Source organism: Micrococcus sp. Alg238-R198 (genome assembly GCF_900537135.1).
Classification (GTDB): Bacteria; Actinomycetota; Actinomycetes; order Actinomycetales; family Micrococcaceae; genus Micrococcus; species Micrococcus luteus.
Genome location: NZ_UNRH01000001.1, coordinates 19,025 through 42,232, shown reverse-complemented (window position 1 = coordinate 42,232; position 23,208 = coordinate 19,025). Strand labels below are relative to the sequence as shown.

Annotated in this window: 21 protein-coding genes and 1 tRNA gene; 16 read left to right on the top strand and 6 right to left on the bottom strand. The window is 75.3% G+C overall.

Annotated features, from left to right (window positions below; translation table 11 throughout):
* Nucleotides 1-34: 34 nt before the first annotated feature.
* Both malQ and G6R13_RS00195 read right to left on the bottom strand, forming a co-directional pair.
* Nucleotides 35-3,505, bottom strand: a complete 3,471-nt coding sequence (gene malQ / locus G6R13_RS00200) for a 4-alpha-glucanotransferase (protein WP_311768744.1) — start codon at nucleotides 3,503-3,505, stop codon at nucleotides 35-37.
* A 124-nt stretch (nucleotides 3,506-3,629) separates the two neighbouring features.
* Nucleotides 3,630-3,713: transfer RNA gene (locus tag G6R13_RS00195), tRNA-Leu, on the bottom strand.
* 116 nt (nucleotides 3,714-3,829) lie between these two features.
* Between G6R13_RS00195 and G6R13_RS00190 the strand changes: the two genes are divergently transcribed.
* Nucleotides 3,830-5,155: a M20/M25/M40 family metallo-hydrolase gene (locus tag G6R13_RS00190; protein WP_102708390.1), complete on the top strand. Its 1,326-nt coding sequence runs from the start codon at nucleotides 3,830-3,832 to the stop codon at nucleotides 5,153-5,155.
* Nucleotides 5,156-5,207: 52 nt separating this feature from the next.
* On the opposite strand, the gene G6R13_RS00185 is transcribed toward G6R13_RS00190, so the two are convergent.
* Nucleotides 5,208-5,447, bottom strand: a complete 240-nt coding sequence (locus G6R13_RS00185) for a DUF5703 family protein (protein WP_036315193.1) — start codon at nucleotides 5,445-5,447, stop codon at nucleotides 5,208-5,210.
* A 93-nt stretch (nucleotides 5,448-5,540) separates the two neighbouring features.
* Between G6R13_RS00185 and G6R13_RS00180 the strand changes: the two genes are divergently transcribed.
* The 3 genes from G6R13_RS00180 to mshC all read left to right on the top strand — a co-directional run bounded on the left by G6R13_RS00180 (nucleotide 5,541) and on the right by mshC (nucleotide 7,995).
* Nucleotides 5,541-5,759: a hypothetical protein gene (locus G6R13_RS00180; protein WP_036315190.1), complete on the top strand. Its 219-nt coding sequence runs from the start codon at nucleotides 5,541-5,543 to the stop codon at nucleotides 5,757-5,759.
* Nucleotides 5,760-5,828: 69 nt separating this feature from the next.
* A complete protein-coding gene (locus tag G6R13_RS00175) occupies nucleotides 5,829-6,662 on the top strand; it encodes an undecaprenyl-diphosphate phosphatase (RefSeq protein ID WP_159833155.1) in 834 nt (277 codons plus the stop codon).
* Nucleotides 6,663-6,726: 64 nt separating this feature from the next.
* Nucleotides 6,727-7,995, top strand: a complete 1,269-nt coding sequence (mshC, locus tag G6R13_RS00170; protein WP_159833157.1) for a cysteine--1-D-myo-inosityl 2-amino-2-deoxy-alpha-D-glucopyranoside ligase — start codon at nucleotides 6,727-6,729, stop codon at nucleotides 7,993-7,995.
* A 22-nt stretch (nucleotides 7,996-8,017) separates the two neighbouring features.
* On the opposite strand, the gene G6R13_RS00165 is transcribed toward mshC, so the two are convergent.
* Nucleotides 8,018-8,968 (bottom strand): PAC2 family protein, encoded by a 951-nt coding sequence (locus G6R13_RS00165; protein ID WP_036315178.1) that lies wholly within the window; start codon nucleotides 8,966-8,968, stop codon nucleotides 8,018-8,020.
* Between the two features lie 91 nt (nucleotides 8,969-9,059).
* Between G6R13_RS00165 and G6R13_RS00160 the strand changes: the two genes are divergently transcribed.
* The 5 genes from G6R13_RS00160 to dop are packed head-to-tail and all read left to right on the top strand — an operon-like array spanning nucleotide 9,060 to nucleotide 15,484.
* Entirely contained in the window at nucleotides 9,060-9,800 is a 741-nt protein-coding gene (locus G6R13_RS00160) for an HAD family phosphatase (protein WP_051995261.1), read from the top strand.
* Nucleotides 9,797-10,924: a site-2 protease family protein gene (locus tag G6R13_RS00155; RefSeq protein WP_163720858.1), complete on the top strand. Its 1,128-nt coding sequence runs from the start codon at nucleotides 9,797-9,799 to the stop codon at nucleotides 10,922-10,924. The genes G6R13_RS00160 and G6R13_RS00155 overlap by 4 nt, the downstream gene beginning before the upstream one ends.
* 16 nt (nucleotides 10,925-10,940) lie before the next feature.
* On the top strand, nucleotides 10,941-12,005 hold the full coding sequence (locus tag G6R13_RS00150) for a tRNA (adenine-N1)-methyltransferase (RefSeq protein ID WP_159833159.1): 1,065 nt from the start codon (nucleotides 10,941-10,943) through the stop codon (nucleotides 12,003-12,005).
* Nucleotides 12,006-13,760: a proteasome ATPase gene (gene arc / locus G6R13_RS00145; protein ID WP_159833161.1), complete on the top strand. Its 1,755-nt coding sequence runs from the start codon at nucleotides 12,006-12,008 to the stop codon at nucleotides 13,758-13,760.
* Complete coding sequence (gene dop / locus G6R13_RS00140) at nucleotides 13,757-15,484, top strand: depupylase/deamidase Dop (RefSeq protein ID WP_061873144.1); 1,728 nt, start codon at nucleotides 13,757-13,759, stop codon at nucleotides 15,482-15,484. Before arc ends, dop begins: the two co-directional genes overlap by 4 nt.
* Nucleotides 15,485-15,499: 15 nt before the next feature.
* Here dop and G6R13_RS00135 read toward each other — a convergent pair whose 3' ends face one another.
* Entirely contained in the window at nucleotides 15,500-16,093 is a 594-nt protein-coding gene (locus tag G6R13_RS00135) for a cyclodeaminase/cyclohydrolase family protein (protein WP_159833163.1), read from the bottom strand.
* Nucleotides 16,094-16,133: 40 nt separating this feature from the next.
* Nucleotides 16,134-16,598: a pyrimidine dimer DNA glycosylase/endonuclease V gene (locus tag G6R13_RS00130; protein WP_036336875.1), complete on the bottom strand. Its 465-nt coding sequence runs from the start codon at nucleotides 16,596-16,598 to the stop codon at nucleotides 16,134-16,136.
* Nucleotides 16,599-16,722: 124 nt separating this feature from the next.
* Here G6R13_RS00130 and G6R13_RS00125 point away from each other — a divergent pair, with 124 nt between their 5' ends.
* From G6R13_RS00125 to tatC, 7 genes are read left to right on the top strand one after another with little or no spacing between them, the layout of a single operon-like run.
* A complete protein-coding gene (locus G6R13_RS00125) occupies nucleotides 16,723-16,914 on the top strand; it encodes a ubiquitin-like protein Pup (RefSeq protein ID WP_061867274.1) in 192 nt (63 codons plus the stop codon).
* The gene (gene pafA, locus G6R13_RS00120) at nucleotides 16,911-18,305 is read left to right on the top strand and encodes a Pup--protein ligase (RefSeq protein WP_134416991.1); all 1,395 of its coding nucleotides are present in this window, start codon (nucleotides 16,911-16,913) and stop codon (nucleotides 18,303-18,305) included. Before G6R13_RS00125 ends, pafA begins: the two co-directional genes overlap by 4 nt.
* A gap of 37 nt (nucleotides 18,306-18,342) precedes the next feature.
* On the top strand, nucleotides 18,343-19,434 hold the full coding sequence (locus tag G6R13_RS00115; protein WP_159833165.1) for an FKBP-type peptidyl-prolyl cis-trans isomerase: 1,092 nt from the start codon (nucleotides 18,343-18,345) through the stop codon (nucleotides 19,432-19,434).
* Between the two features lie 32 nt (nucleotides 19,435-19,466).
* The gene (locus tag G6R13_RS00110) at nucleotides 19,467-19,862 is read left to right on the top strand and encodes an FKBP-type peptidyl-prolyl cis-trans isomerase (RefSeq protein ID WP_010078659.1); all 396 of its coding nucleotides are present in this window, start codon (nucleotides 19,467-19,469) and stop codon (nucleotides 19,860-19,862) included.
* An 11-nt stretch (nucleotides 19,863-19,873) separates the two neighbouring features.
* Nucleotides 19,874-21,982 (top strand): WYL domain-containing protein, encoded by a 2,109-nt coding sequence (locus G6R13_RS00105; RefSeq protein WP_134416993.1) that lies wholly within the window; start codon nucleotides 19,874-19,876, stop codon nucleotides 21,980-21,982.
* Nucleotides 21,983-22,019: 37 nt separating this feature from the next.
* Nucleotides 22,020-22,277 (top strand): twin-arginine translocase TatA/TatE family subunit, encoded by a 258-nt coding sequence (locus G6R13_RS00100; RefSeq protein WP_002855080.1) that lies wholly within the window; start codon nucleotides 22,020-22,022, stop codon nucleotides 22,275-22,277.
* A 20-nt stretch (nucleotides 22,278-22,297) separates the two neighbouring features.
* Nucleotides 22,298-23,155 (top strand): twin-arginine translocase subunit TatC, encoded by an 858-nt coding sequence (gene tatC / locus G6R13_RS00095; RefSeq protein ID WP_061873143.1) that lies wholly within the window; start codon nucleotides 22,298-22,300, stop codon nucleotides 23,153-23,155.
* The last annotated feature ends 53 nt before the right edge of the window (nucleotides 23,156-23,208 follow it).

Here is a 23,208-nt window from a genome sequence, read left to right as displayed (position 1 = left end):
CTCGCTGTCTCGGCGGGCCGGTGCGTTCGGGCGGTCAGGCGTCCAGCCCGGGCGACCGCCGCGGCACGGCGGCGACGGCCTCGAGCAGCCCGTCCGCGTAGGCCTCCCACGAGTGACCGGCGGCGTGGCGCACGGCGCCGGTCCCCAGTGCCGCCCAGGCATCACGATCCGCCAGGATCTCGGCCAGGGCCTCGGCCCACGCCTCGGGGGTGCCCGCCGTCACGTGGCGGCCGGACACGCCGTCGAGGACCGCGTAGACCAGTCCGCCGACCCGGTGCGCCAGCACGGGCGTGCCGCAGGCCTGTGCCTCGAGGGCGACCAGGCCGTAGGTCTCGGACGCGCTCGGCATCGCCACGACGTCCGCCGCCCGGAACTGGGCGGCCAGGGCAGGCGCGGGCACCGGCCCGGAGAACGTCACCAGGTCGGCGACCCCCTCCCGCGCGGCCAGTCCCGCCAGGTCCAGTCCGTTGTCCCCCGAGGCGGCCCCGTTCACATGCAGGCGCACGCCCGGGTCGACGCCCGCGCCACCGGCCCGCTCGCGCAGCACCCCGAGGGCGGACACGAGCAGGTGCGGGCCCTTGTGACGCTGCACGCGACCGGCGAACAGGACGCGCAGGGCCCCGTCGTCCTCCGGCGCGCCCGGCCACTGCGCGGCGCCGTCCGGCGTGAACGTCTCGAGGTCGGCCCCGGGGGGCAGCACCCGGGTGCGGGCGCGGGGCACGTCCAGCAGCTCGCGCAGGTCGGCGACCTCGGCGGCGGAGTTGACCACGAGCAGGTCGGCCCGCTCGACGATTCCGCGTTCGGCCTCGACCCGGGCGTCCGGCTCGCGCAGCTCGGGGTCCTCGAGCATCTTCGCCGCCGCCGTGGTGTGCATGGTCTGCAGGTACGGGGCGTGGGCCGCCCGCGCCAGCGCCGCGGCGGTGGACCCGGAGAGCCAGTAGTGGCCGTGCACGAACGCGACGGGCGGGGCGTCCGCGCCACCGAGGACGGGGCCGCCCGGCACGGCGTCCGAGGCGAGCCAGTCCAGGGCCGCGCGGGTGAACTCGGCGCCGAGTCCCGCCAGCTCCTCCTTGGGCACGGGAGCGGACGGCCCGGCGGCGAGGTCCACGACCGTGACCGGCGGGGCCTGCCCGCCGGCGTCCACCATCCGGACCCGTGCGCCGTCCGCTCCCACCGGCTCCTCCGCCCGGGTCAGCAGGATCATCCGCACGCCCCGGCGGGCCAGGGCGACGGCGGCCTGCCGCACGTAGACGTTCATGCCGCCGGCGTCGCCGCGGCCGGGCTGGGCCAGGGGGGAGGTGTGCAGGCTGACCCCGATCCCCACCGGCACGGACGACCGCAGTTCGGCGTCCACGGCGTCGAACAGTCGGGCCGCCGACGCCGAGTCCGCCAGGTCCTCGACGGAGACCATCCGTCCGGCGCCGTCGCCGAGCGGCACGGTCCAGTTCGGGTACTGGTCCTGGAGGGTGCCGGGCTGGTTCTGGATGCGCCGCTCGCCCACGGCGTCCACGAGCGCCACGCTGTGCAGGGCCGAGGGCGCCTGCGCGAGCAGGCGGTGCAGGGCCACGATCTGGCGTTCGCGCACCTCGGGGCCGGCGTCGGGGACGTCCACGTCCGCCTCGGCGAGCAGCCCGCGCCGGGCCGCGGCGGCGAGGAACGCGCGCACCTCCTCCGCCGACCGGCGGCGTTCCTGGGCGACGTCCACGGTGTAGAGGCCCAGCCGTTCGCGCAGGTCCACCTGGACGCCCTCGAGGTAGCCGGCCGTGGGCGGCAGGTCGTGCGTGTTCACCGCCGCCATGGCCAGCCGCCGGTAGCGCTCCGGCGGGGTGGGCTCGCCGTCCTCCTGCTCGAACCAGAGGATCGACGTGCCGAGCACGCCGGCCTCGGCCAGGCGGCGCTGCACCCACGGCTCGAACGTGCCGAGGTCCTCGCCCACCACGACGACGCCGGCCCGCTCGGCCTCGAGCGTGAGCACGGCGAGCATCGCCTCGTGGTCGTACTCGACGTACGCGCCCTGGGTGGCACCGGCGCCCTCCGGGATCCACCACAGGCGGAACAGCCCCAGGACGTGGTCCATGCGGATGCCGCCCGCGCCGCGCAGCACCGTGCGCAGCATGTCCCGGAACGCGGCGTAGCCGGTCTCGGCCAGGCGGCGCGGATGCCAGGGGTGCTGTGACCAGTCCTGGCCCAGCTGGTTGAACAGCTCGGGCGGCGCGCCGACGGACATGGTCGGCACCAGCACGTCCCCGAGCATCCACGCGTCCGCGGTCTCGCCGGTCGCCCCGACCGCCAGGTCCACCATGACGCCCATGCGCATGCCGGCCGCCCGGGCCCGCTGGTGCACGCCGGCGAGCTGCTCGGCGGCGATCCACTGCACCCAGCGGTGCAGGTCGACGTCGGTCGCGCGTTCGACGCGGACCCGCTCGGCCTCGACCCCGCCCGGCGCCCAGGCCGGGTCGGCGAGATCGGGCCCGGTGCCGTCGCCGTCCAGGCGCAGGACGGACCAGAGGGCGAAGTCGTCCAGGCCCGGGCCGGCCTCGGCGCGGAACCGCGCGTAGGCGGCCTCGCGCTCGGGGGAGCGGGGCACCTCGTGCACGCGGCGCAGCGCGGGCCACAGGACGGCGGCGACGGCGGCCCGATCGATCCGGCCGGTGCGCTCCAGCTCCGCCTGGACGCGGGCGCCGGCCGACCGCAGCTCCGCCTGCTCCGCGGCGGGCAGGTCGGCGAACTCGGGGATCGAGGGCACGTGCACGATCAGCGCCGAGAGGAACCGACGGGAGACGGGGGAGTAGGGGGAGTCCGCCGGATGGGGGCCGGGCTCGACCGCGTGCAGGGGGTGCAGCAGCAGGAAGTCGGCGCCGTGCCGGGCGACGATCTCGGCCAGGGACGCCATGTCCGCCGCGTCGCCGATGCCCCACGAGTCCGCCGAGGTCACCGAGTAGCCCTGCGCGGCCGCGCCCCAGCCGCGGCGCTCGAGGAAGGGACGCGCCGTGCTCAGCCGGGACGGGGCGCAGACCAGGACCGCGGAGGCGGTGGAGCCGGAGCCGCTGGTCACCTCCAGCCGGTGCCAGCCCGGGGCGAGGTCGGCGGGGATCTGCACGTGGACGCGCTCGCGCTCGACGCCGTCCACGAGGCGGACCTCGGACACCGGCTCGCTCACGCTCACCTCGAGGGTCCGCCCGTCCTCCGTGCGCACGCGGGCCACGACCGGCTCGCCCGCGGCCACGTGGCACGGCACGGACAGGCGGTGGCCGGACCGGGCGGCCACGGTGGGCGGGAGCACGTCCCGCCAGGGGGCCGTCTCCGCCTCCTCCAGCGCCTCGGCCAGAGCGGCGACCCCGTCCGGACGGACCGACACCCCGAGAGCGGCGAGCACCTTCACGAGGGCCTCGTCCGGCACGGTCTGGGCCGAGCCGTCCTGCCCGACGTACTCGGGCTGCACCCCGTGGGCTCGCGCGAGCCGATGCAGCAGTGCGGGGGCTTCCAGGGCCATCGGGTCCTCCATGCCGTCGTGCGGTTCCACCGACGGCGCCTGCCGTCGCACGGACACCACTCTAGAGGGGACGCCGGGCCGGGGAACACGCAGGGCCCCGGTCGTGACGACCGGGGCCCTGCTGCTCGACGAGCGGTGCGCGAGGGGGGACTTGAACCCCCACGTCCTTGCGGACACAGCGACCTCAACGCTGCGCGTCTACCAATTCCGCCACTCGCGCTCATCGGTGGAGCCCTGGGAGAGGCTCCGTCGCCCACCGCACTCCGGTCCTGTCCGGTCCGTCCCGCTCCAGGCAACTCGAGAAAGATAGCACGGGTTCGGGCTAGGCTCAAAACCATGGTCGAGAACATCGAGAACCCCGCCCGCTCGCGCCCCGAGGACCGCGTCGTGGAGATCTGCCGCGACCTCATCCGGATCGACACGACCAACCGCGGGGGCAACGTCTCCGTCGGTGAGCCCGAGGCCGCGGAGTACTGCGCCCGGCTCATGACCGAGGCGGGGATGACCCCCCGCTTCTTCGAGTCGGCGCCGGGCCGGGTCTCCGTCGTCGGACACCTGCCGGGCTGGGATCCGGAGGCGCCGGGGCTCGTCATCCACGGGCACACGGACGTGGTCCCCGCCGAGGCGGACGAGTGGAGCGTGGACCCGTTCGGCGCCGAGCTCAAGGACGGCATGATCTGGGGGCGCGGCGCCGTGGACATGAAGGGCATGGACGCCATGGTGCTCGCGGTGCTGCTGCACCTGGCCCGCACGGGCCGCCGGCCGCGGCGACCCCTGACGGTCGCGTTCTTCGCCGACGAGGAGGCCGGCGGCGTCTACGGCGCACGCTGGGTCGTGGATCACCACCCCGAGGTGTTCGACGGGTGCACCGAGGCGATCTCGGAGGTGGGGGGCTTCTCCACCGAGGTGCACGGCTCGCGCGCCTACCTCGTGCAGACCGCGGAGAAGGGGCTCGCCTGGCTCAACCTCACCGCGGAGGGCGCCCCCGGGCACGGCTCGGCCCCGCACCCGGACAACGCGGTCACCCGGCTGGCCGGCGCCATGACCCGCATCGGCGGGCACGAGTGGCCGCTCGTGTACACCAAGACCACGCGCGCGCTGCTCGAACAGGTGGCCGAGATCATGGGCGTGGACTTCGATGAGACGGACCCGACGCCCCAGCTCGACGCGCTCGGGCAGGCCCGTTCCTGGGTGGCCGGCACCCTGCGCACCTCGTCCAACCCGACGGGGCTGACCGCCGGCTACAAGCACAACGTCATCCCGTCCTCGGCCACCGGCACCGTGGACGTCCGCCTGATCCCCGGGGAGGAGGAGTCCGCCCTCGCCACGATCGCCGAGCTCGCCGGCCCCGAGGTGACCATCGCACCCGAGCACCGGGACGTCGCCCTGGAGACCCCCTTCTCCGGAGACCTGGTGGAGCTGATGATCGCCGCGCTACAGGCGGAGGACCCCGAGGCCCAGGTGCTGCCGTTCATGCTCGGCGGGGGCACGGACAACAAGTCCCTCTCCCGGCTGGGCATCACCGGCTACGGCTTCGCGCCCATGCGCCTGCCTGCCGACCTGGCCTTCACGTCCCTGTTCCACGGCATCGACGAGCGGGTGCCCGTGGACGCGCTCGAGTTCGGCTGCCGGGTGCTCGAGCGGATGCTGGAGCCGCGCTGATCCGGGCAGCGGGCGGCGACGACGGCCGGGGCGCCGTCGTCGCGCCCGCGCCTCAGAGGGTCTGCAGGGTCGAGGCCACGCGCATCACCCGGCGGCGCATCCAGTAGCGGCGCGCCCCGTCACGGTAGTGCACGGAGCGCTGCAGCTCCCATTGGCCGTACTCCGCGTGCTCCACGAGGCGCCGCCGGGCGTCGGCGAGGGACTCGTGGGCGGCGACCGTCATCACCAGGTACTCCCACTTCTGTCCGCGGGAGATCGCGTCGAGGGTCGAGGACATCAGCTGTTCACGCACCCGCCCATCCTGGCAGACGGCGTCGGGTCCGGCGGCCGGTCCCGCACGGCCCACCCCTGGCCGCGTCACCGGCCACCGGGTTACCGTTCACCCATGAGCTCTGACGCCCGCATGGCCCTCGAGGCCCTCACCACCGCCCTGAACGAACACCTCGTGGCCGCGCAGAACAAGCGGGGCGAGGACGACCCCGCCGTCGAAGCCGCCTTCTTCGCCGTGGCCGACGCCTTCGAGGCCTACGAGGACGCCCTGTACGCGGACACCGAGGAGGTCACCCCGCTCGACCTCTTCGACGACGAGGACGACGACGACTGACCGTCCCGCTCGTGACGGACCGCACGGCCCCGGGTTCCCACCCGGGGCCGTGGCGTACAGTGACCCTCCGTGACGTGGATCGAAGCCATCATCCTGGGCCTGGTGCAGGGCCTCACGGAGTTCCTGCCCATCTCCTCCTCCGCCCACATCCGCATCGTGGGCGAGTTCCTGCCCTCCGCGACCGACCCGGGGGCGGCCTTCACGGCCATCACGCAGCTCGGCACGGAGCTGGCGGTCCTCATCTACTTCTGGCGCGACATCACCCGCATCATCGGCCGGTGGTGCGCCGCGGTCACGGGGCGGATCCCGCACTCGGACCCCGATGCGCGCATGGGCTGGCTGATCATCGTGGGCTCGATCCCGATCGCGGTCCTGGGCCTGCTGCTGGAGGACTGGATCGACACGGAGTTCCGGTCGCTGTGGATCACGGCGACCATGCTCATCGTGTTCGGCGTCCTGCTCGCCCTGGCGGACCGGCTCGGCCGTCAGACCAAGCCGCTCGAGAAGCTCACCGTGCGGGACGGCGTCCTCTACGGCCTGGCCCAGGCCCTCGCGCTGATCCCGGGCGTCTCGCGCTCCGGCGGCACCATCGCGGCCGGCCTGGCCATGGGCTACACCCGGCCCGCCGCCACCCGCTACGCGTTCCTGCTGGCGGTGCCCGCCGTGTTCGCCTCCGGCCTGTACAAGCTGTACACCTCGCTCACCGATCCCGGCACGCAGGGCCCGTACGGCATGGGGGAGACGCTGGTCGCGACCGCGATCGCCTTCGTGGTGGCCTACGCGGTCATCGCCTGGCTCATGCGCTTCATCAGCACCAACTCGTTCCTGCCGTTCGTCTGGTACCGCATCCTCCTGGGCGGCGTCCTGTTCGCCCTGCTGGGTGCGGGCGTCATCAACGCCTGAGCCCGCTCCCGCCGCCGGGCATGACGGCCCGGCACCGCCGAACCACCCCGATGTGAGGAGTCCCGTGAAGTCCTGGAGCACCCCCGCCCCGCCCGCCGTGCCGAGCCGCCCCGACCGGCTGCGGCTGCACGACACCGCCACGGGACGGACCCGGCATCCGGGCAACGACGCCCAGCGCGCCTCGCTGTACGTCTGCGGGATCACCCCGTACGACGCGACGCACCTCGGCCACGCGAGCACCTACGTGGCCTTCGACCTGCTGCACCGCTACTGGCGCGCGGCCGGTCTCGAGGTCGCCTACGTCCAGAACGTGACCGACGTGGACGACCCCCTGCTCGAGCGGGCCGAGGCGACCGGCGTCGACTGGCGCGCGCTCGCCGAGGAGCAGACCGACCTGTTCCGTGCGGACATGGCCGCCCTCGAGGTGCTCGCCCCGGACCACTACGTCGGCGCGACCGAGGCGGTGGGCCTGGTGGTGGACGCCGTCGAGACGATGCTGGCGGCGGGCCGGGCCTACCGCGTGCCGGGCGGCGACGGCGAGCCCGACGGGGACGTCTATTTCGACGTCCGCGCGGCCCAGTCCGCGACCGACTGGCGTCTCGGGCAGGTCTCCGCGATGGGCCTGGACGAGATGGCCGCGGTGTTCCCGGAGCGGGGAGGCGATCCCGACCGCCCCGGCAAGCGCGACCCGCTGGACCCGCTGCTGTGGCGTGTGCACCGCGAGGGCGAGCCGGCCTGGGACGGGCGGTCGCTCGGCTCCGGCCGGCCCGGCTGGCACATCGAGTGCTCCGTGATCTCCCGGGCCCACCTGCCGGCTCCGTTCACGGTGCAGGGCGGCGGCTCCGACCTGCGGTTCCCGCACCACGAGTTCTCCGCCGCGCACGCCACCGCCGTCGACGGCCTGCCGCTCGCGCACACCTACGCGCACACCGGCATGGTGGCCCTGGACGGCGAGAAGATGTCCAAGTCCCTCGGCAACCTCGAACTCGTCTCCCGCCTGCGGGCGCGGGGCGTCGAGCCGGTGGCCGTCCGCGCGGCGATCCTCGCGCACCACTACCGGTCGGACTGGGAGTGGTCCGAGCAGGTGCTGGCCGACGCCCAGGCGCGGGTGGCCCGTTGGCGCGCCGCCCTGGACGGACCGCATGCCGCCGCCGGCGTCGCCGTGCTGGACGCGGTGCACGCGGCGCTCTCGGACGACCTCGACGCCCCCCGCGCGCTGGAGGCCCTCGACGCATGGGCGGCCGGCACCCTGCCGGGCCTGGCCGAGGCCGCCGCCGACCCGGTGTCGGTGGTCGACGTCGTGGCGGCGCTGCTGGGTCTGCGCCTGCGCTGACCCCGCCGGGCGCGGCCGGGCGTCAGCGTCCGCCGCGCCCGCGCAGATAGCGCTCGAACTCCCGCGCGATCGACTCGCCCGAGGCCTCCGGCAGCTGCTGGGTGTCCTGGGCCTCCTCGAGCTGCCGGACGTAGGCGGCGACGTCGGGGTCCTCGGCGGCCAGCTCGTCCACGCCGCGCTGCCAGGCCCTCGCGTCGTCCTCGAGCCCGCGCGTGGACACGCTCACGTGCAGCAGGTCCTCGACCGCCTCGACCAGCCCGAGCAGCGTCTTGGGGGAGGGCGCCTGGGCCACGTAGTGGGGCACCGTCCCCCACAGCGAGAGGCTCGGCAGGCCGCGGCGCGCGGCCTCGTCCGCGATGACGCCGATGATCCCGGTGGGCCCCTCGTAGACCGGACGGTCCGCGCCGACGGCCACCCGCACGTCCACGAGCGGCGAGGTCGGGCGGGCGCGCAGGGGCCGGGTGTGGGGCACGTCCGCCAGCAGCGCGCCCAGCGTCACGACGGCGTCCACGTCACGCGCGTCGGCCGCCGTGAACAGCTCCTCGAGGAACGCGCGCCACCGCACGTTCGGCTCCACGCCGACGGCGAGGAGCACACGCACCCCGTCCGGCGGGGCGGCCTCGCCCGCGACGGGCCGACCCTCACGGTCCAGGAGCGCCTCGTGCAGGGTGACCGCCGGCCAGTCCAGCGTCCCCAGCCCGTCGGCGTCGCGCCGGACCAGGGGTCGAGTGACCTGGTAGTCGTAGAACTCGCCGTCGCACACCCGTCCCGCGTCCGCCGCGTCCCACTGCTCCCGCAGCGCGCCCAGGGCCCCGGTCGCGGCCTCCCCGGCGTCGTTCCACCCCTCGAAGGCCAGCAACAGGACCGTGGGGGCCCGCCGCCCGGCCTCGAGCTCGTCCACGGTCGCCGTCAGGTGGGTCCGCAGCGGGCCCAGGACGTCGTCCGGCTGGTCCTCGGAGGTAGCGTCGGTCATGGCGGCCAGCCTAGACACGGCCCGACGACGGGGCCACGGCCCGCGACCCGCCCGGCACACCCCGGCGGCGGCGCTCGATAGGATGCACTCCATGCCCCGCCACCCCGCGCCCGCCCCGGACGACCGTGCCCGCCGCCTGCCACGCGCCGTCCTGTGGGACATGGACGGCACCCTCGTGGACACGGAGCCCCTGTGGAACGCCGTCCAGCGCCGCCTGGTGGTCGAGCACGGCGGCACCTGGTCGGATGACCTGGCCGCCTCCCTCGTGGGACGCCCCCTCGACGAGGGAGCGCGCCGCCTGCAGGAGGCCGGGCTGGACCTGCCCGTGCAGCGGATCATCGACCTGACGATGGACGAGGTCGTCCAGGGGGTCGTCCGTGGGGTGCCATGGCGGCCGGGTGCCCGGGAGCTGCTCGTCGCGCTCGCCGAGGCCGGCGTGCCGGGCGCCCTCGTGACGATGTCCCATGCCCCACTGGCCCGCGCACTGGCCGAGCGGGCGCCGGCGGGCACGCTGGACGTCGTCGTCTCGGGGGACATGGTCTCCCGGGGCAAGCCCGACCCGGAGGCGTACCAGCTGGGCCTGCAGCTGCTGGCCGAGCGGACACCGGGGCTGACGGCCGCCGACTGTGTGGCGGTCGAGGACTCCCCGGTGGGCGTCGGCGCGGCCGTGGCCGCGGGCCTGCCGACGGTCGGCGTGCCCAGCGTGCTGCCGCTGCCGGCGGGGCTCGCGACCGTCGAGTGGACGACGCTCGCCGGCCGCACGCCGGCCGACCTCGCCGCGGTCCGCCGGATCGCCGCCGCGCGCGGGCCCGGGGCGGACGGGGCCGGATGAGCGGGCCCGCCTCCGTCCGGCTGGGCACGATCGCCGGCGCGCCGGTGCGCCTGTCCTGGTCCTGGCTCCTGATCGCCGCGGTCATCACCCTCGCGTTCGGCCCGCAGATCCAGCGCGCGCTGCCCGCGATCGGCGGCGGCGCCTACGCGGTCGCCCTGGGGTACGCCGTGCTCCTGGCCCTCTCCGTCCTGGTCCACGAGGCCGCCCACGCCCTCACCGGCCGCGCCTTCGGCCAGCGCACCGAGGAGATCGCGCTCACCCTGTGGGGCGGGCACACCCAGTTCCGCAGCCCGTCCGCTCGACCGCTGGACACGGTCCTCACCGCGATGGCCGGCCCCGCCGCGAACCTCGTGCTCGCGGGCCTCGCCCATCTGGCGGCCCGCGCCGTGCCCGGCCCGTCCGTTCCCGCCCTGCTGCTCGAGGTCACGGTGTGGGCCAACCTCCTCCTGGCCGCGTTCAACGCGCTGCCGGGCACCCCGCTCGACGGCGGCCGCATGGTCGAGTCCGCCGTCTGGGCCGCCACCGGCTCCCGGGCCCGTGGCGTCGAGGCGGCCGGCTGGGCCGGGCGCGTCGTCGCGGTGGGCGTCCTCGCGGCGGTGCTCGGCCCCCCGACCCTCGCGGGCCGCGCGCCGGACCTGTTCGTCGTCGTCCTGGCGGCCTGGGTCGCCCTCACGCTGTGGCGGGGCGCCGACGACGCCGTGCGCCACGGGCGCTGGAGCCGCCGGCTGGAGACCCTGCGGCTCGAGCAGGTCGAGGCGCCCGCCATCGCCCTGCCCGAGCACCTCAGCTTCGCCGAGGCCCTGGCCCAGGCGGACGGCGGCCGCCGCGCCGTCGTGGCCGTGGACGGGGCCGGTCGGCCCCGCGGCGTGCTGGACCTCACGGCCGCGGCGGGCCTGACCCCGGCGCGCCGCACGACCACCGCCCTGGCCGCGGTCGCCGTCGCCCTGGCTCCGGAGGCCGTCCTCGTCCGCGACGACGTCCCCGCCGCCGGTCCCGACCTGGCCGCCCGCCTGGCCGACCCCCAGACCCCCGTGTGGGTGCTGACCGACGCGCACGGCCTCGTGCGCTCCGTGGTGCCCCGCGAGACGATCCTCGCCGCCGTCGACGCGACGCGGCGTCCCTGAACCGAAGGAGCCCCCCATGACCGAACCCACCGGCGTGAGCGCGCGCCGCGGCCCCCTGCGGGCCGGCCAGCGCGTGCAGATCAAGGACGCGAAGGGCCGCCTCAACACGATCACCCTGCTGCCCGGCGGGGAGTTCCACAGCTACCAGGGCGTGCTGCGGCACGACGACCTGATCGGCGGCTTCGAGGGCGTCGTGGTCGAGAACTCGGCCGGCCAGCCGTACCAGGTGCTGCGCCCCCTGCTGAACGACTTCGTCCTGTCCATGCCCCGCGGCGCCACGGTGGTCTACCCGAAGGACGCGGCGCAGATCGTGCAGCAGGCGGACATCTTCCCGGGCGCCGTCGTGGTCGAGGCCGGCGTGGGCTCCGGCGCCCTGTCCATGTCCCTGCTGCGCGCCGTGGGCGACCACGGTCGCCTGCACTCCTACGAGCGCCGCCCGGAGTTCGCGGACGTCGCCCGGGCCAATGTGGAGGCCTTCTTCGGCGCCGAGCACCCCGCCTGGTCGGTGCACCTCGGCGACGCGCAGGAGGAGATGCCCAAGGTCCACGAGCCGGGCTCCGTGGACCGGGTGGTCCTGGACATGCTGGCCCCCTGGGAATGCCTCGACGCCGTCGCCGAGGTCCTGGCCCCCGGCGGTGTGTGGCTGAACTACGTGGCCACCGCCACCCAGCTCTCCCGCGTGGCCGAGGCCATCCGGGACTCGGGCCGCTTCACGCAGGTCGAGGCCAACGAGACCCTCGTGCGCGGCTGGCACCTGGACGGGCTCGCCGTGCGCCCCGACCACCGCATGGTCGCGCACACCGGCTTCCTCCTCACGGCCCGCCGCCTGGCCTCGGGCGAGGAGGCGCTGCGCCTGAAGAAGCGCTCCAAGGTCTCCGAGTTCAGGGCCGAGGACGTCGAGGCCTGGCAGCCGGCCGACGAGGCCCGGTGGACGCCCGAGGCCCTCGGCGAACGGCCGGTCACGGACAAGAAGGCGCGCAAGGCGGCGAAGGAGGCCCGCCTCATGGCCGCGCGGTCACGCGCCGCCGAGCAGGGCGTGGACGCGTACGGTGGGAGGACCCCGACCGGGGAGCAGGACTGAGTGGACGGAGCACCGGTGGACCACCACGCGCAATCAGGCACGGAGCACGCCGAGCAGCGCCTCGCCGAGGCACGGGAGCTGCTGCGGCAGTCCCAGGCCGAGGCCGAACGGCTGCGGCACCAGCTGCAGTCCGCCCAGCGGCACGCCGCCGGCCTGAGCGAACGCCGTCGGGCCGCCGAGGCCCAGACGCAGACGGCCGCCCGCAACAACCGGCGCATGGTCGAGCTGCTCGAGGCCACGCGCGCCGAGATCACGACGCTCAAGGAGAACCTGGACGCCGTCACGCATCCGCCGTTCACCTTCGCCACCCTCGAGGCCGTCCACGCCCCGCGCGAGCCCGAGGAGGGCGTGGAGACCGGCGCCGTGGTGCGCGGGGGAGCGGACGTCGTGCAGAACGGCCGGCGGCTGCGCGTGACGGTCTCCCCGCTGCTCGACGCCGCCCGCCTCACCCCCGGCGCCCAGGTGCTGCTGGATGAGTCCAGCTCGATCGTCGGCGTCGCCCCGGGCACGGGGTCGGGTCAGCTGCTGCGCGTCAAGGAGGCGCTGCCCGACGGCGGCCTCGTCCTGGCCGGCACGGCGGACGAGGAGCGCGTGGTGCGACGCGCGCCCGCGCTGGAGGGTGTCGAGCTGCGCCACGGGGACGCCGTCACCGTGGACGCCCGCGTCGAATGGGCGCTGCGGCGGGTCGAGCTGTCCGAGGTGGACGAGGTGCTGCTGGAAGAGGTCCCGGACGTCACATTCGAGGACATCGGCGGCCTCGGCCCGCAGATCGACCGGATCCGCGAGGCCGTCGAGATCCCGTTCCTGCACCCCGAGGTCTACCGCGAGCACGGCCTGCGCGCCCCCAAGGGGATCATGCTGTACGGCCCGCCCGGCACCGGCAAGACCATGCTCGCCAAGGCCGTGGCCAACGCCCTCTCGGCCCGCAGCGCGGACGGCGAGCGCTCGTTCTTCCTCAACGTCAAGGGACCCGAGCTGCTGAACAAGTACGTGGGCGAGACCGAGCGGCAGATCCGCGTCATCTTCGACCGGGCCCGCGAGAAGGCCGACGCCGGCTTCCCCGTGGTCATCTTCTTCGACGAGATGGAGTCGCTGTTCCGCACGCGCGGCTCCGGCGTCTCCTCGGACGTGGAGACCACGATCGTCCCGCAGCTGCTCACCGAGATCGACGGCGTCGAGGCCCTCGAGAACGTGATCGTCATCGGCGCCTCCAACCGCGAGGACATGATCGACCCGGCCGTGCTCCGCCCCGGCCGACTGGACGTGAAGATCCGCGTGGACCGTCCCGACGCCGACGGCGCCGCGGAGATCATGGCCAAGCACCTCACCGTAGACGTGCCCCTGCACGCCGACGACGTCGTCGCGGCCGGCTCCGCGGACGCGGCCCGCGCGACGCTCATCGCCCGGACGGTCGCCGCCCTCTACGACCGCGGCGCGGACACCGCGCTGGCGGAGCTGACGGACGTGTCCGGCACGACCCACGCCCTGCACCTGGCCGACCTCGTCTCGGGCGCCGTGGTGGCCGACGTCGTGGACCGCGCCAAGCGGCACGCGGTGCGCGACTACCTGGCCGCCGGCCAGGCCCCGGCCGCGCTCGGCGTCCGCGAGGGCCACCTGCGCGAGGCCGTGGCCGCGGTGCTGGAGGACCAGACGGACCTGCTGGCCACGGTCGCGCCCGCCGAGTGGGCGCGCACCTCCGGCTGGCGCGGTCCTCGGCTGCGCTCGCTGCGCATGGTCCGGGGGGTCGGGGCATGAGCGCGTTCGGCCGCGGGGCCGCGGACGGCTTCACCCGGGCCGTCGCCGTCGACGTCGGCCCGACCCCCGCCTTCGAGGGCCAGCGCCGGCTGTTCCACGGCGCGGCCGTGCCCCCGAACGGGCGGGACGCCGCCGGCTGGGGCGTGCACCGGGTGATGGGCACGGAGACCGAGTTCGGCATCCACGCGCCGGCCAACCCGGGGGCGCACCACAGCGTGCTCTCGGTCGAGCTCGTGAACGCGTACGCGGACCTGGTGACCCGGTCCGGCTCGACGGTGGCCGGCACGGAGTGGGACTACACGGGGGAGTCGCCGCTCGTGGACGCGCGCGGCTGGCGGCTGCCGCGTTCGGCGGCGCATCCCTCGCAGCTGACCGACGAGGCGCTCGTGGGCCCGGACGGGGAGCCCGTGCACCTGCTGCTGTCCACCGTGCTGGCCAACGGCGCGCGCTGGTACGTGGACCACGCCCACCCGGAGTACTCGTCGCCGGAGACGACCACCCCGCGGGATGCCATGGTCTGGGACGCCGCCGGGGACCTGGTCGCCCAGGCGGCGGCCGAGCACATCGGCCAGGCCGACGGCGCCCCGGAGGTGCTGGTCTACAAGAACAACGTGGACGGCAAGGGCCAGTCCTACGGCGCGCACGAGAACTACCTCGTGGCCCGGTCCCTCGACTTCGAGGAGCTCACCGCCGTCCTGCTGCCGTTCTTCGCGGCACGGCAGGTGCTCGTGGGCGCGGGCCGCGTGGGACTCGGCCCGGCGGGGGAGCGGCCGGGCTTCCAGCTGTCCCAGCGGGCCGACTACTTCGAGGAGCCCGTGGGGCTGGAGACCACGATCCACCGGCCGATCGTCAACACGCGGGATGAGCCGCACGCCCGTCCCGAGGCCTACCGCCGGCTCCACGTGATCATCGGCGACGCGACGCTGAGCCAGCACGCCACGTGGCTGCGGATGGGCATGACCGCGCTCGTCCTCGCGATGGCCGAGGCCGGGACCGCGCCCCGGCTCACCCTGGACGACCCGGTGGCCGCGTTGCAGACGATCAGCCACGACCCGGGCCTGCGGGCCACGGTGCCGCTGCTCGAACGCACCGCGGACGGCCCCGTGCGCCGGCACTGGACCGGGCTGCAGATCCTGCGGTCCTACCTGGACGCGGCCCGCGCCCACTGCGCCGCCTTCGGGGTGACGGATCCGCAGACGCGCGAGGTGCTGGAGGCCTGGGCCATCGACCTCGACGACGCCACCGCGGATCCGCTGTCCCTGAGCGACCGCGCCGACTGGGCGGCCAAGCTGCGCGTCCTCGAGGGCCTGCGGGCCCGCACGGGCGCGGACTGGACCGACCCCCGCCTCGCGATGGTGGACCTGCAGTACGCCGACCTGCGCCCGGCCCGCTCCCTGCACCGCCGCCTCGTGGCCGCCGGCGCCCTCCGGACGCTCGCCGACGAGGCGGAGATCCGTGCCGCCGTCGCCACGCCGCCGCGGGCCACCCGCGCGTGGACCCGCGGCAACCTCGTGGGCCGCCACGGTGACCGCGTGGCCGGCGCCGCGTGGGAGACGCTGCTGCTGCGCGGGGCGGGGGAGCGGGTGCACCGGCTGCACCTGGCCGAGCCGCTGGTCGGCGCCGCCGTGGACCTGCCCGGCTGGTGGGAGGACGCCGCCGCGCCCCGGCCCGACGACGAGGCGCTCGTGGCCACGCTGCCGCCGCTGTTCGGCGCGCGGGCCTGAGGCGAGGGCGGGCGCTCAGCCCGCGACGGCCGCGCGCACGCGGCCCAGCAGGGCGTCCGCCCGCGCGACGAGACGGCCCGCCCGGTCGACGTCGGTGCGCAGGACGCCCTCCAGGCCCTCGTCGCGGAGGGGGCCCAGGTTGGTCTCGAGGGTGACCGCGGCGGCGGTGAGGCCGCCCCGGACGCAGCCGAGCGCCGCACCGACGTCGGAGAGCACGTTCGGGTTCGCCGCGTCCAGCACACGCTCGGCCAGGTCCAGCGCACGCTCGGCGACGTCGACGATCCCGCGGGGCGGCCGGACGGCCTCGGCCAGGGCGGCCTGGATCGCGGCCGAGCGCCGGGCCCGGTCCTCCGGGGTGTCGCGGGGCAGCCCGAACGCCTCGGCCACGGCGCCGAAGCCCCGCTCGTCGCCGTCGGCGAGGCCGAGGCACGCCGCGATCAGGCCCTCCGATGCCCGAGCGTCCTCCTCGGCCGCGCTGAACCGGGCCGCCATGGCCAGCAGTCCGGCGCCCTCGGCGACCGCGAGCGCGCCCGTCGCGCCGCCGCCGGGGGTGGGCTCGCCGGAGGCGAGGCGCCCCAGATAGCTCTCGATGCTCTCGTCGCGGATCATGCGCCCACCGTGCCAGACCGGGCCCGACCGCGGCCCGCCCTCAGGCGCGCTCCCAGGAGGCGACCGGCCCCGGGACGATCGTGAACAGCGGGTGCACGTCGGGGACGGGCGTGTCCGACCACCGTTCGAGCCAGGCGGGGCTGCGCGCGGCCAGCTTGGCGCACAGGTGACGCCACTCCAGGTCGCGCTGGCCCGTGGTGGCCGGGATCGGTGCGAGACCGGCGGGCGGGATGCGCACCGCGCCGTCGGGGGCGGGGCACGGCCGGTCGATCCGGGAGTGGTCGAAGCGATAGCCGCGCGCCGTGGCCTCGGCCTCGAGGCCGGAGAGGAACGCGCCGATCGCGCCGGACGGGTCCGGGTGCTCCCGGAACCTCAGCAGCTGCGGGTGGTCCCGATACCCGCGCGTGCGGCCGGCCAGGACGGCCTGCGCGAGCAGGGCCTCGCGCCAGGCGCCCGTCAGGCCCTGACGGTCGAGGTGGCGGGGGTGAAGGGTCCACAGACGCATGCCCCCATCCTGCCAGCGCGGGGCAACCCGGGGACGTGGGGCTGAAACGTGGCCCGCGCGTGGGGCAGGATGGGTGGACGCGGACGGAGCACACCGACCCGCGTCGACGCACGAGGAGGCCACCATGTCCCGGGAGCAGATCCGCCCACGCCCGTCCGGCGGCGACGACGAGACCGGCGCCGCGGCGGGCCAGGCGCACGTGAAGCCCGCGGCCCAGGACCAGGGCCTGGACAGCCTGCTGGACGAGATCGACTCGGTGCTGGAGTCCAACGCCGAGGAGTTCGTCAAGGGCTTCGTCCAGAAGGGCGGCCAGTGACCGACGCGGACCGCGCCCGCCGGATCTTCGGGCTGGAGACGGAGTACGGCGTCCAGCATTGGAACCCGCAGGGGCGCCCGCTCAGCCCCGAAGAGGTCGTCCGCTACCTCTTCCGGCCCGTGGTCGAGTGGGGGCGGTCCTCGAACGTGTTCGTGTCCAACGGCTCCCGGCTCTATCTCGACGTCGGGTCCCACCCCGAGTACGCGACCGCCGAGTGCTCGACGCTCGACGAGCTCATCGCCTCGGACGGGGCGGGGGACCTGCTGCTGCACGACCTCGTGGTCCAGGCCGAGGAGCGCATGGCCGCGGACGGGGTCGGCGGCCGGATCCACCTCTACCGCAACAACGCCGACTCCTCGGGCAGCTCCTACGGCTCCCACGAGAACTACCTGCTGCGCCGGCGCACCGAGTACCGGCGGCTCACCGAGGCGCTCGTCCCGTTCCTCGTCTCCCGGCAGATCCTCGTGGGCGCGGGCCGCGTCGTGCCCGCCGGCACGTGGCCCGAGGGCGAGGGCCCGGCCCACTTCGCGTTCTCCCAGCGCGCCGACTTCGTGCAGGACGGCGTGTCCTCCTCCACCACGCGGTCCCGGCCGATCATCAACACGCGGGACGAGCCGCACGCGGACGCCTCCGAGTACCGGCGCCTCCACGTGATCGTGGGGGACACGAACCTCTCCGAGCACACCCACCTGCTGCGCTTCGGCACCACCGACCTGCTGCTGCGGATGATCGAGGCGGGCTTCCCGCTCGGGGACCGCGTCGTCGCCCACCCCACCCGTGCGGTGCGGCAGATCTCCCACGACCTCACCGGCACGGCCCGCATCGCGCTCCGGGAGGGGGAGGCCTCCGCCCTCGAGCTGCAGGAGCACTACCTCGAGCGGGCCCGCGCCTTCGTCGCCGCGGAGGGTGCCCACCACGACCGGGTGGGGGAGATCCTCACCCTGTGGGGCGAGGTGCTCGACGCCGTCCGCACCGGTGACCGGTCCCGCATCGAGGACCGCATCGACTGGGCGATCAAGCTGCGCCTGCTGGAGGACTACCGGGCCCACCACGACCTGGGCTGGGACGCGCCCCGCCTCGCCCAGCTGGACCTGGCCTTCCACGACATCGACCCCGACCGGGGGCTGTTCCGCATGCTGCTGCGGCGCGGCGCCGTCGCGCGCCTGCTGCCCGAGGACGCCGCCCGGTCCGCCGTGGAGACCGCCCCGCCCACCACCCGGGCCCGCGTGCGCGCGGACTTCGTGGCCCGCGCCCGGGAGCGCGGCCTGGACTACGCCGTCGACTGGACGACCCTGAAGCTCACCGACCATCCGCTGCACGCGATCGTGACGAAGGACCCGTTCGACACGTCGTCGGCCGCCGTCGACCGGCTGTTCGGGCGAATCGCCTGACAGCGCACGCCCAGGACGCGCCGTTAGGGTGACCCGCATGAGTTCGTTCCAGACCCCCCAGCCCCCGACGGCCCGCCGCCGTCGCCGCCTGCTGCCGCTGCTGTCCCTCGGCGCCGCGGGCCTGATGCTGGCCACCGCCTGCGCCACCGGCGACGACGGCGCGGACCAGCCCCACAGCGACACCGCGTCGGCCTCCACGTCGGCCGCCCCCGAGCGGGCGGCCGTCGGCGAGGGCCAGGGGGAGCCGGACGCCCTGACGGGTGTCACCTTCACGGAGGGCGACAGCGGGGCGCCGACGGTCGAGATCGACGGGGAGATCGACACCGACCAGCCCACCACGCGCGTGCTGACCGCCGGCGAGGGGGAGCAGGTGCAGGAGGGCGACGTCCTGAAGATGTCGATCGCCGTCGTCGATCCGGCCAGCGGCGAGGTGGTCGCCGAGAACTTCAGCGGCGAACCGGAGGCCGTGCCCGTGGACGACCAGCTCAAGTCCATGAACCCGGAGATCCACGAGATGCTGGTGGGCAACGGCGCCGGCACGATCGTCGCCGCGTACAGCCCCGAGTACGACGTCCCCGTCCCGCAGACCGAGAGCGCGTCGCCGAGCGCCTCCCCCCCCACCCAGACGCAGCCCGCCCAGCTGTTCGTCTACAAGATCGACGCCATCCTGCCGAAGCAGGCCGAGGGCGAGGAGGTGACCGAGCGGGACGAGCGCCTGCCCGACGTCACCGTGGACGAGCAGAGCGGCCGGCCGAGCATCGCGAAGCCCGACGGCGAGGCGCCCCAGGAGCTGGTGGTCCAGCCCCTGATCGAGGGCGAGGGCCGCGAGGTCGGCGCGGACGACACCGTGACCGTGCAGTACGAGGGCGTGACGTGGTCCGACGGCGAGGTCTTCGACTCGTCCTGGGAGACGGGCCAGGCCATCACGTTCTCCCTCAACCAGGTCATCGAGGGCTGGAAGGAGGGTCTGGCCGGCCAGAAGGTGGGCTCGCGCGTCCTCCTGTCGATCCCGGCCGAGAAGGCCTACGGTGAGCAGGGCAGCCCGCCGGCCATCGGCGAGAACGAGCCCCTGCTGTTCGTCGTGGACATCCTGGACGCCCAGGTGTCCGCCACCCCGTCGGCGAACTGACCCCGTCCACGAGAACCCAAGAGGAGAGCACCGTGTCCTTCGGACAGCGCGACTACGACCGCACCAAGCCCGAGATCGACTTCCCGGGCGAGACCCCGCCCACCGAGCTCGTGGTGGAGGACCTGATCGAGGGCTCCGGCCCGGCCGTCGAGGCCGGCTCCCGCGTGCAGGTCCACTACGTGGGCGTGGCCTGGTCCACCGGCGAGGAGTTCGACGCCTCGTGGAACCGCGGCACCCCGCTGCCCCTGACCGTCGGCGTCGGCCAGGTCATCGCCGGCTGGGACCAGGGCCTGCTCGGCATGAAGGTCGGCGGCCGCCGCCGCCTCGAGATCCCGCCGCACCTGGGCTACGGCGCCCGCGGCGCCGGCTCCGCGATCGGGCCGAACGAGACGCTCATCTTCGTCTGCGACCTCGTCTCGGTCGACTGACCCCGGGCCCCGTGACCCCACCCGCCCCGCGGCGCGCCGGCGACGAGGCCGCCGAGCGCATCATCTCGCTGCTGTGGCTGCTGCTCTCGGCACCGCACGGCCTCGAGCGTGACCGGATCCGACGGCAGGTCGTCGGCTACGAGGGGCTCACGGACGCCGCCTTCGAGAAGCTCTTCCAGCGGGACCGCCGCGTGCTGCGCGCCGTGGGGGTCCCGCTGGAGACCCTCGAACCCGCCGGCTTCGACGAGGACGAGGCGGGGGTGCGGCACCGCGTCGTCCGCGACGCGCTGCTGCTGCGCGACCTCGACCTGACCGTGGACGAGCGCCGCGCCCTCGTGCGGGCGCGGCGCCTGTGGGGCGACTCGCCGCTGCGCGCCGACGTCGTCCGCGCCGTGGGCCTGCTGTTCCAGCCGGCCACCGACCTCACGGGCGACGACGAGCTGGCCGGGTACCACACCCTCATGCCCCGGGCCGACCCCCGGCTCGAGGCCCTCACCCAGGCCGTGGCCGACGAGGCCGTGCTGCGCTTCCCCTACCGCGACGCGCGGGGGCGGGCCACCCGGCGCACCGTGCGGGCCTGGTTCCTCACCCTCGTGCGCGGCCGCTGGTACCTCACCGGCTGGGACCTCGACCGCGGCGCCGAGCGCAGCTTCCGGCTCACCCGGATGGAGGGGGAGCCGCGCCGCCTCGAGCGGGCGACGGACGCCCCCGGCCGTCCCGAGGACCACGACCACGCCGGCCTCGTGGCGCGCCTGGCCGGGCAGGCCGACGCCGAGCGGGTCCGGGTGTGGCTCGCGCCCGGCCGGGGTCAGGGCGTCCGCGCGGTCGGTGAGCCCGCCGAGCCCCGCGCCGAGGACGGCGCCGCACCGGGACCCGGCTGGGAGCTCTGGGAGGCCCCGGCCGGACCGCGCGAGGACGGCCTCGCCGCGGAGATCGGCGGCCTGCTGGGCCTCGCCGTGCCCTCGGCCGCGCACCCGGACCTGACGGACCGCGTCCGCGCGGGCCTGGCCGCCGCGGTGGCCGCCCACGCCGGCCCCGCCGACCCGGCCCTGCTCGAGGTGGCGCTCGCCGCGCCCGTCCGACGTCGCGCCCGCGACTCGAGCGAGGACCTCGTGGGCCGCCTGCTGGACATCGTGGGGCTGGCCAACCGGGCCGGCGGGGTGGACCGGGCGGAGCTGCGCGCGCGTCTCGGGATCACCGACGAACGCCTCGACGCCGACCTCGAGACGCTGCGCTACTGCGGCATGCCCGAGCGCGACTTCCCCGGCTTCCAGTTCGAGGTGGCGGAGGTGGCCGGCCGCGTCCACGTGGAGCGCGCCGCCGACCTGGCCGGTCCCGTGCGGCTGACGCGCCCCGAGGCGCACAGCCTCGTCGCCGCCCTGCAGACGGTCGCGGACCTGCCGGTGCTGGACGAGGCCGACCGCGAGGCCGCCCGCTCCGCTCAGCGCCGGATCCGCGCCGCGGTCCTGGACGCGGGGGCCCCGGACGCGGACGACGCGGACGACGCGGACGACGCCGCGCTCCGGGAGGCCGAGGCGCACACCGCCGGCGAGCCCCCGGTCGCCGTCGCCGCCCACTGGGACGTGGCCGTGGACCCCGCGACGGTGCGCACCCTGCTGGCCGCCGTGGCGGAGCGGACCGTCGTCCACCTGACCTACCGCTCCGTGCATGCCGACGCCCTCACCGAGCGGGACGTGGAGCCGCTGGCCCTGGTGCAGGACGGGGCGCGCCTCTACCTGCAGGCGTGGTGTCGTCGCGCCGAGGACCACCGGGTGTTCCGGGTGGACCGGATCAGCGCGCCCGCACCCACGGGGGAGACGTTCGCGCCCCGGGCCCGGCCCGCACGCTGGCGGGTCCACCCCGACGACGCCGCGGGGGTGCCCGTGCTGCTGCGCTGGGCCCATCCCGTCCGCGACGCGGCCGCCGGCTACCGCCCGGACGCCCAGGCCGACCTGCCCGACGGCGACCGGCTCACCCGGGTGCATCTGACCGACGCCGGCGTGGCCGCCGCGCTGGTCGGACGCCACGGCGGAGCCGTCCAGGTGCTGGCCCCCGCCGACCTCCGGACGTCCGTGGCGGACGCGCTGGGCGATGCCCTCGCGGCCCTGCCGGCGCGGTAGCCTTGACCCCGGAACCCCATCGAAAGGACCCCTCATCATGGCTGGACTCCAGGGCTGGCAGCTCGTCATCATCATCCTGCTCGCGATCCTGCTCTTCGCGGCGCCGAAGCTGCCCGCGATGGCCCGCAACCTCGGCCAGTCGATGCGCATCTTCTCCTCCGAGGTGAAGCAGATGCGCACCGAGGGCAAGGGCACCACGGACGAGCGCTCCGGCGCCGGCTCCACCGCCGCGGACGAGCCGGTCGAGGGCCGCGTCGTCGAGCGTGACGAGACCGACCCGCGCGACCCGCGCTGAGCCGGAAGGACCCCCACCCGATGACCGAGGTCGACGAGGTCGCCCGCCGCACCCGGCGCCGCCGGAAGCGGCGGGACAACCCCACCGGCGAGATGCCGCTGCGCGAGCACCTCACGGAGCTGCGCAACCGACTGCTGAAGTCGGGACTCGCCGTCGCGGTCGGCATGGTGGTCGGCTTCCTCGTCTACCAGCCGGTCATGGCGGAGCTGTTCCGCCCGGTCAAGGAGATCGCCAGCCAGGGACACACGGCGGCCGTCGCCTATGACACGGTGGCCTCGCCGTTCGACCTCATGCTCAAGGTCAGCCTGTTCATCGGGCTCATCCTGTCCAGCCCGGTCTGGCTCTACCAGATCTGGGCATTCATCGTGCCGGGTCTGAAGAAGGCCGAGAAGAAGTACGCCCTGGGCTTCATCGCCGCGGCCGTGCCCCTGTTCATCTTCGGCATCGCGCTGGGGTGGCTCGTGATGCCGCAGGCCGTCCAGTTCTTCGTGGGCTTCACTCCCGAGGGCGGCGCGAACCTCCCGACGGCGTCGGTGTACATCAGCTTCGTCACGCGTCTCTACCTCGCGTTCGGCGTGGCCATGGTGCTGCCGGTGCTGCTGGTGGGACTGAACATGCTCGGCATCCTGCCGGGCCGCACGATCGTCCACCACTGGCGCATCACCGTCTTCGTGATCATGCTGATCGCCGCGATCGCCGCCCCCGGTGCGGACGCCATCTCCATGTTCTACATGGCGATCCCGCTCGTCGTCCTCTTCGGCGTGGCCATCGTCCTGTGCCTGTGGGGCGACCGGCGTCGCGACCGTCGGCAGGGCCAGCGCGAGATGGACGTCGAGGCGGAGCTCGCCGCAGGCCCGAAGCCGCTCGATCAGATCTGAGCGGCGCCCGCCGCAGCCCTCGCGCCCGGACGCACGAGCACGACGGTGTCCGG

Coding starts and splice junctions, on each gene's coding strand:
- malQ (WP_311768744.1), bottom strand. CDS start 3,505: ATGGAGGACCCGATGGCCCTGGAAGCCCCCGCACTGCTGCATCGGCTC.
- G6R13_RS00190 (WP_102708390.1), top strand. CDS start 3,830: ATGGTCGAGAACATCGAGAACCCCGCCCGCTCGCGCCCCGAGGACCGC.
- G6R13_RS00180 (WP_036315190.1), top strand. CDS start 5,541: ATGAGCTCTGACGCCCGCATGGCCCTCGAGGCCCTCACCACCGCCCTG.
- G6R13_RS00165 (WP_036315178.1), bottom strand. CDS start 8,968: ATGACCGACGCTACCTCCGAGGACCAGCCGGACGACGTCCTGGGCCCG.
- G6R13_RS00160 (WP_051995261.1), top strand. CDS start 9,060: ATGCCCCGCCACCCCGCGCCCGCCCCGGACGACCGTGCCCGCCGCCTG.
- G6R13_RS00155 (WP_163720858.1), top strand. CDS start 9,797: ATGAGCGGGCCCGCCTCCGTCCGGCTGGGCACGATCGCCGGCGCGCCG.
- G6R13_RS00150 (WP_159833159.1), top strand. CDS start 10,941: ATGACCGAACCCACCGGCGTGAGCGCGCGCCGCGGCCCCCTGCGGGCC.
- dop (WP_061873144.1), top strand. CDS start 13,757: ATGAGCGCGTTCGGCCGCGGGGCCGCGGACGGCTTCACCCGGGCCGTC.
- G6R13_RS00135 (WP_159833163.1), bottom strand. CDS start 16,093: ATGATCCGCGACGAGAGCATCGAGAGCTATCTGGGGCGCCTCGCCTCC.
- G6R13_RS00130 (WP_036336875.1), bottom strand. CDS start 16,598: ATGCGTCTGTGGACCCTTCACCCCCGCCACCTCGACCGTCAGGGCCTG.
- G6R13_RS00125 (WP_061867274.1), top strand. CDS start 16,723: ATGTCCCGGGAGCAGATCCGCCCACGCCCGTCCGGCGGCGACGACGAG.
- G6R13_RS00115 (WP_159833165.1), top strand. CDS start 18,343: ATGAGTTCGTTCCAGACCCCCCAGCCCCCGACGGCCCGCCGCCGTCGC.
- G6R13_RS00100 (WP_002855080.1), top strand. CDS start 22,020: ATGGCTGGACTCCAGGGCTGGCAGCTCGTCATCATCATCCTGCTCGCG.
- tatC (WP_061873143.1), top strand. CDS start 22,298: ATGACCGAGGTCGACGAGGTCGCCCGCCGCACCCGGCGCCGCCGGAAG.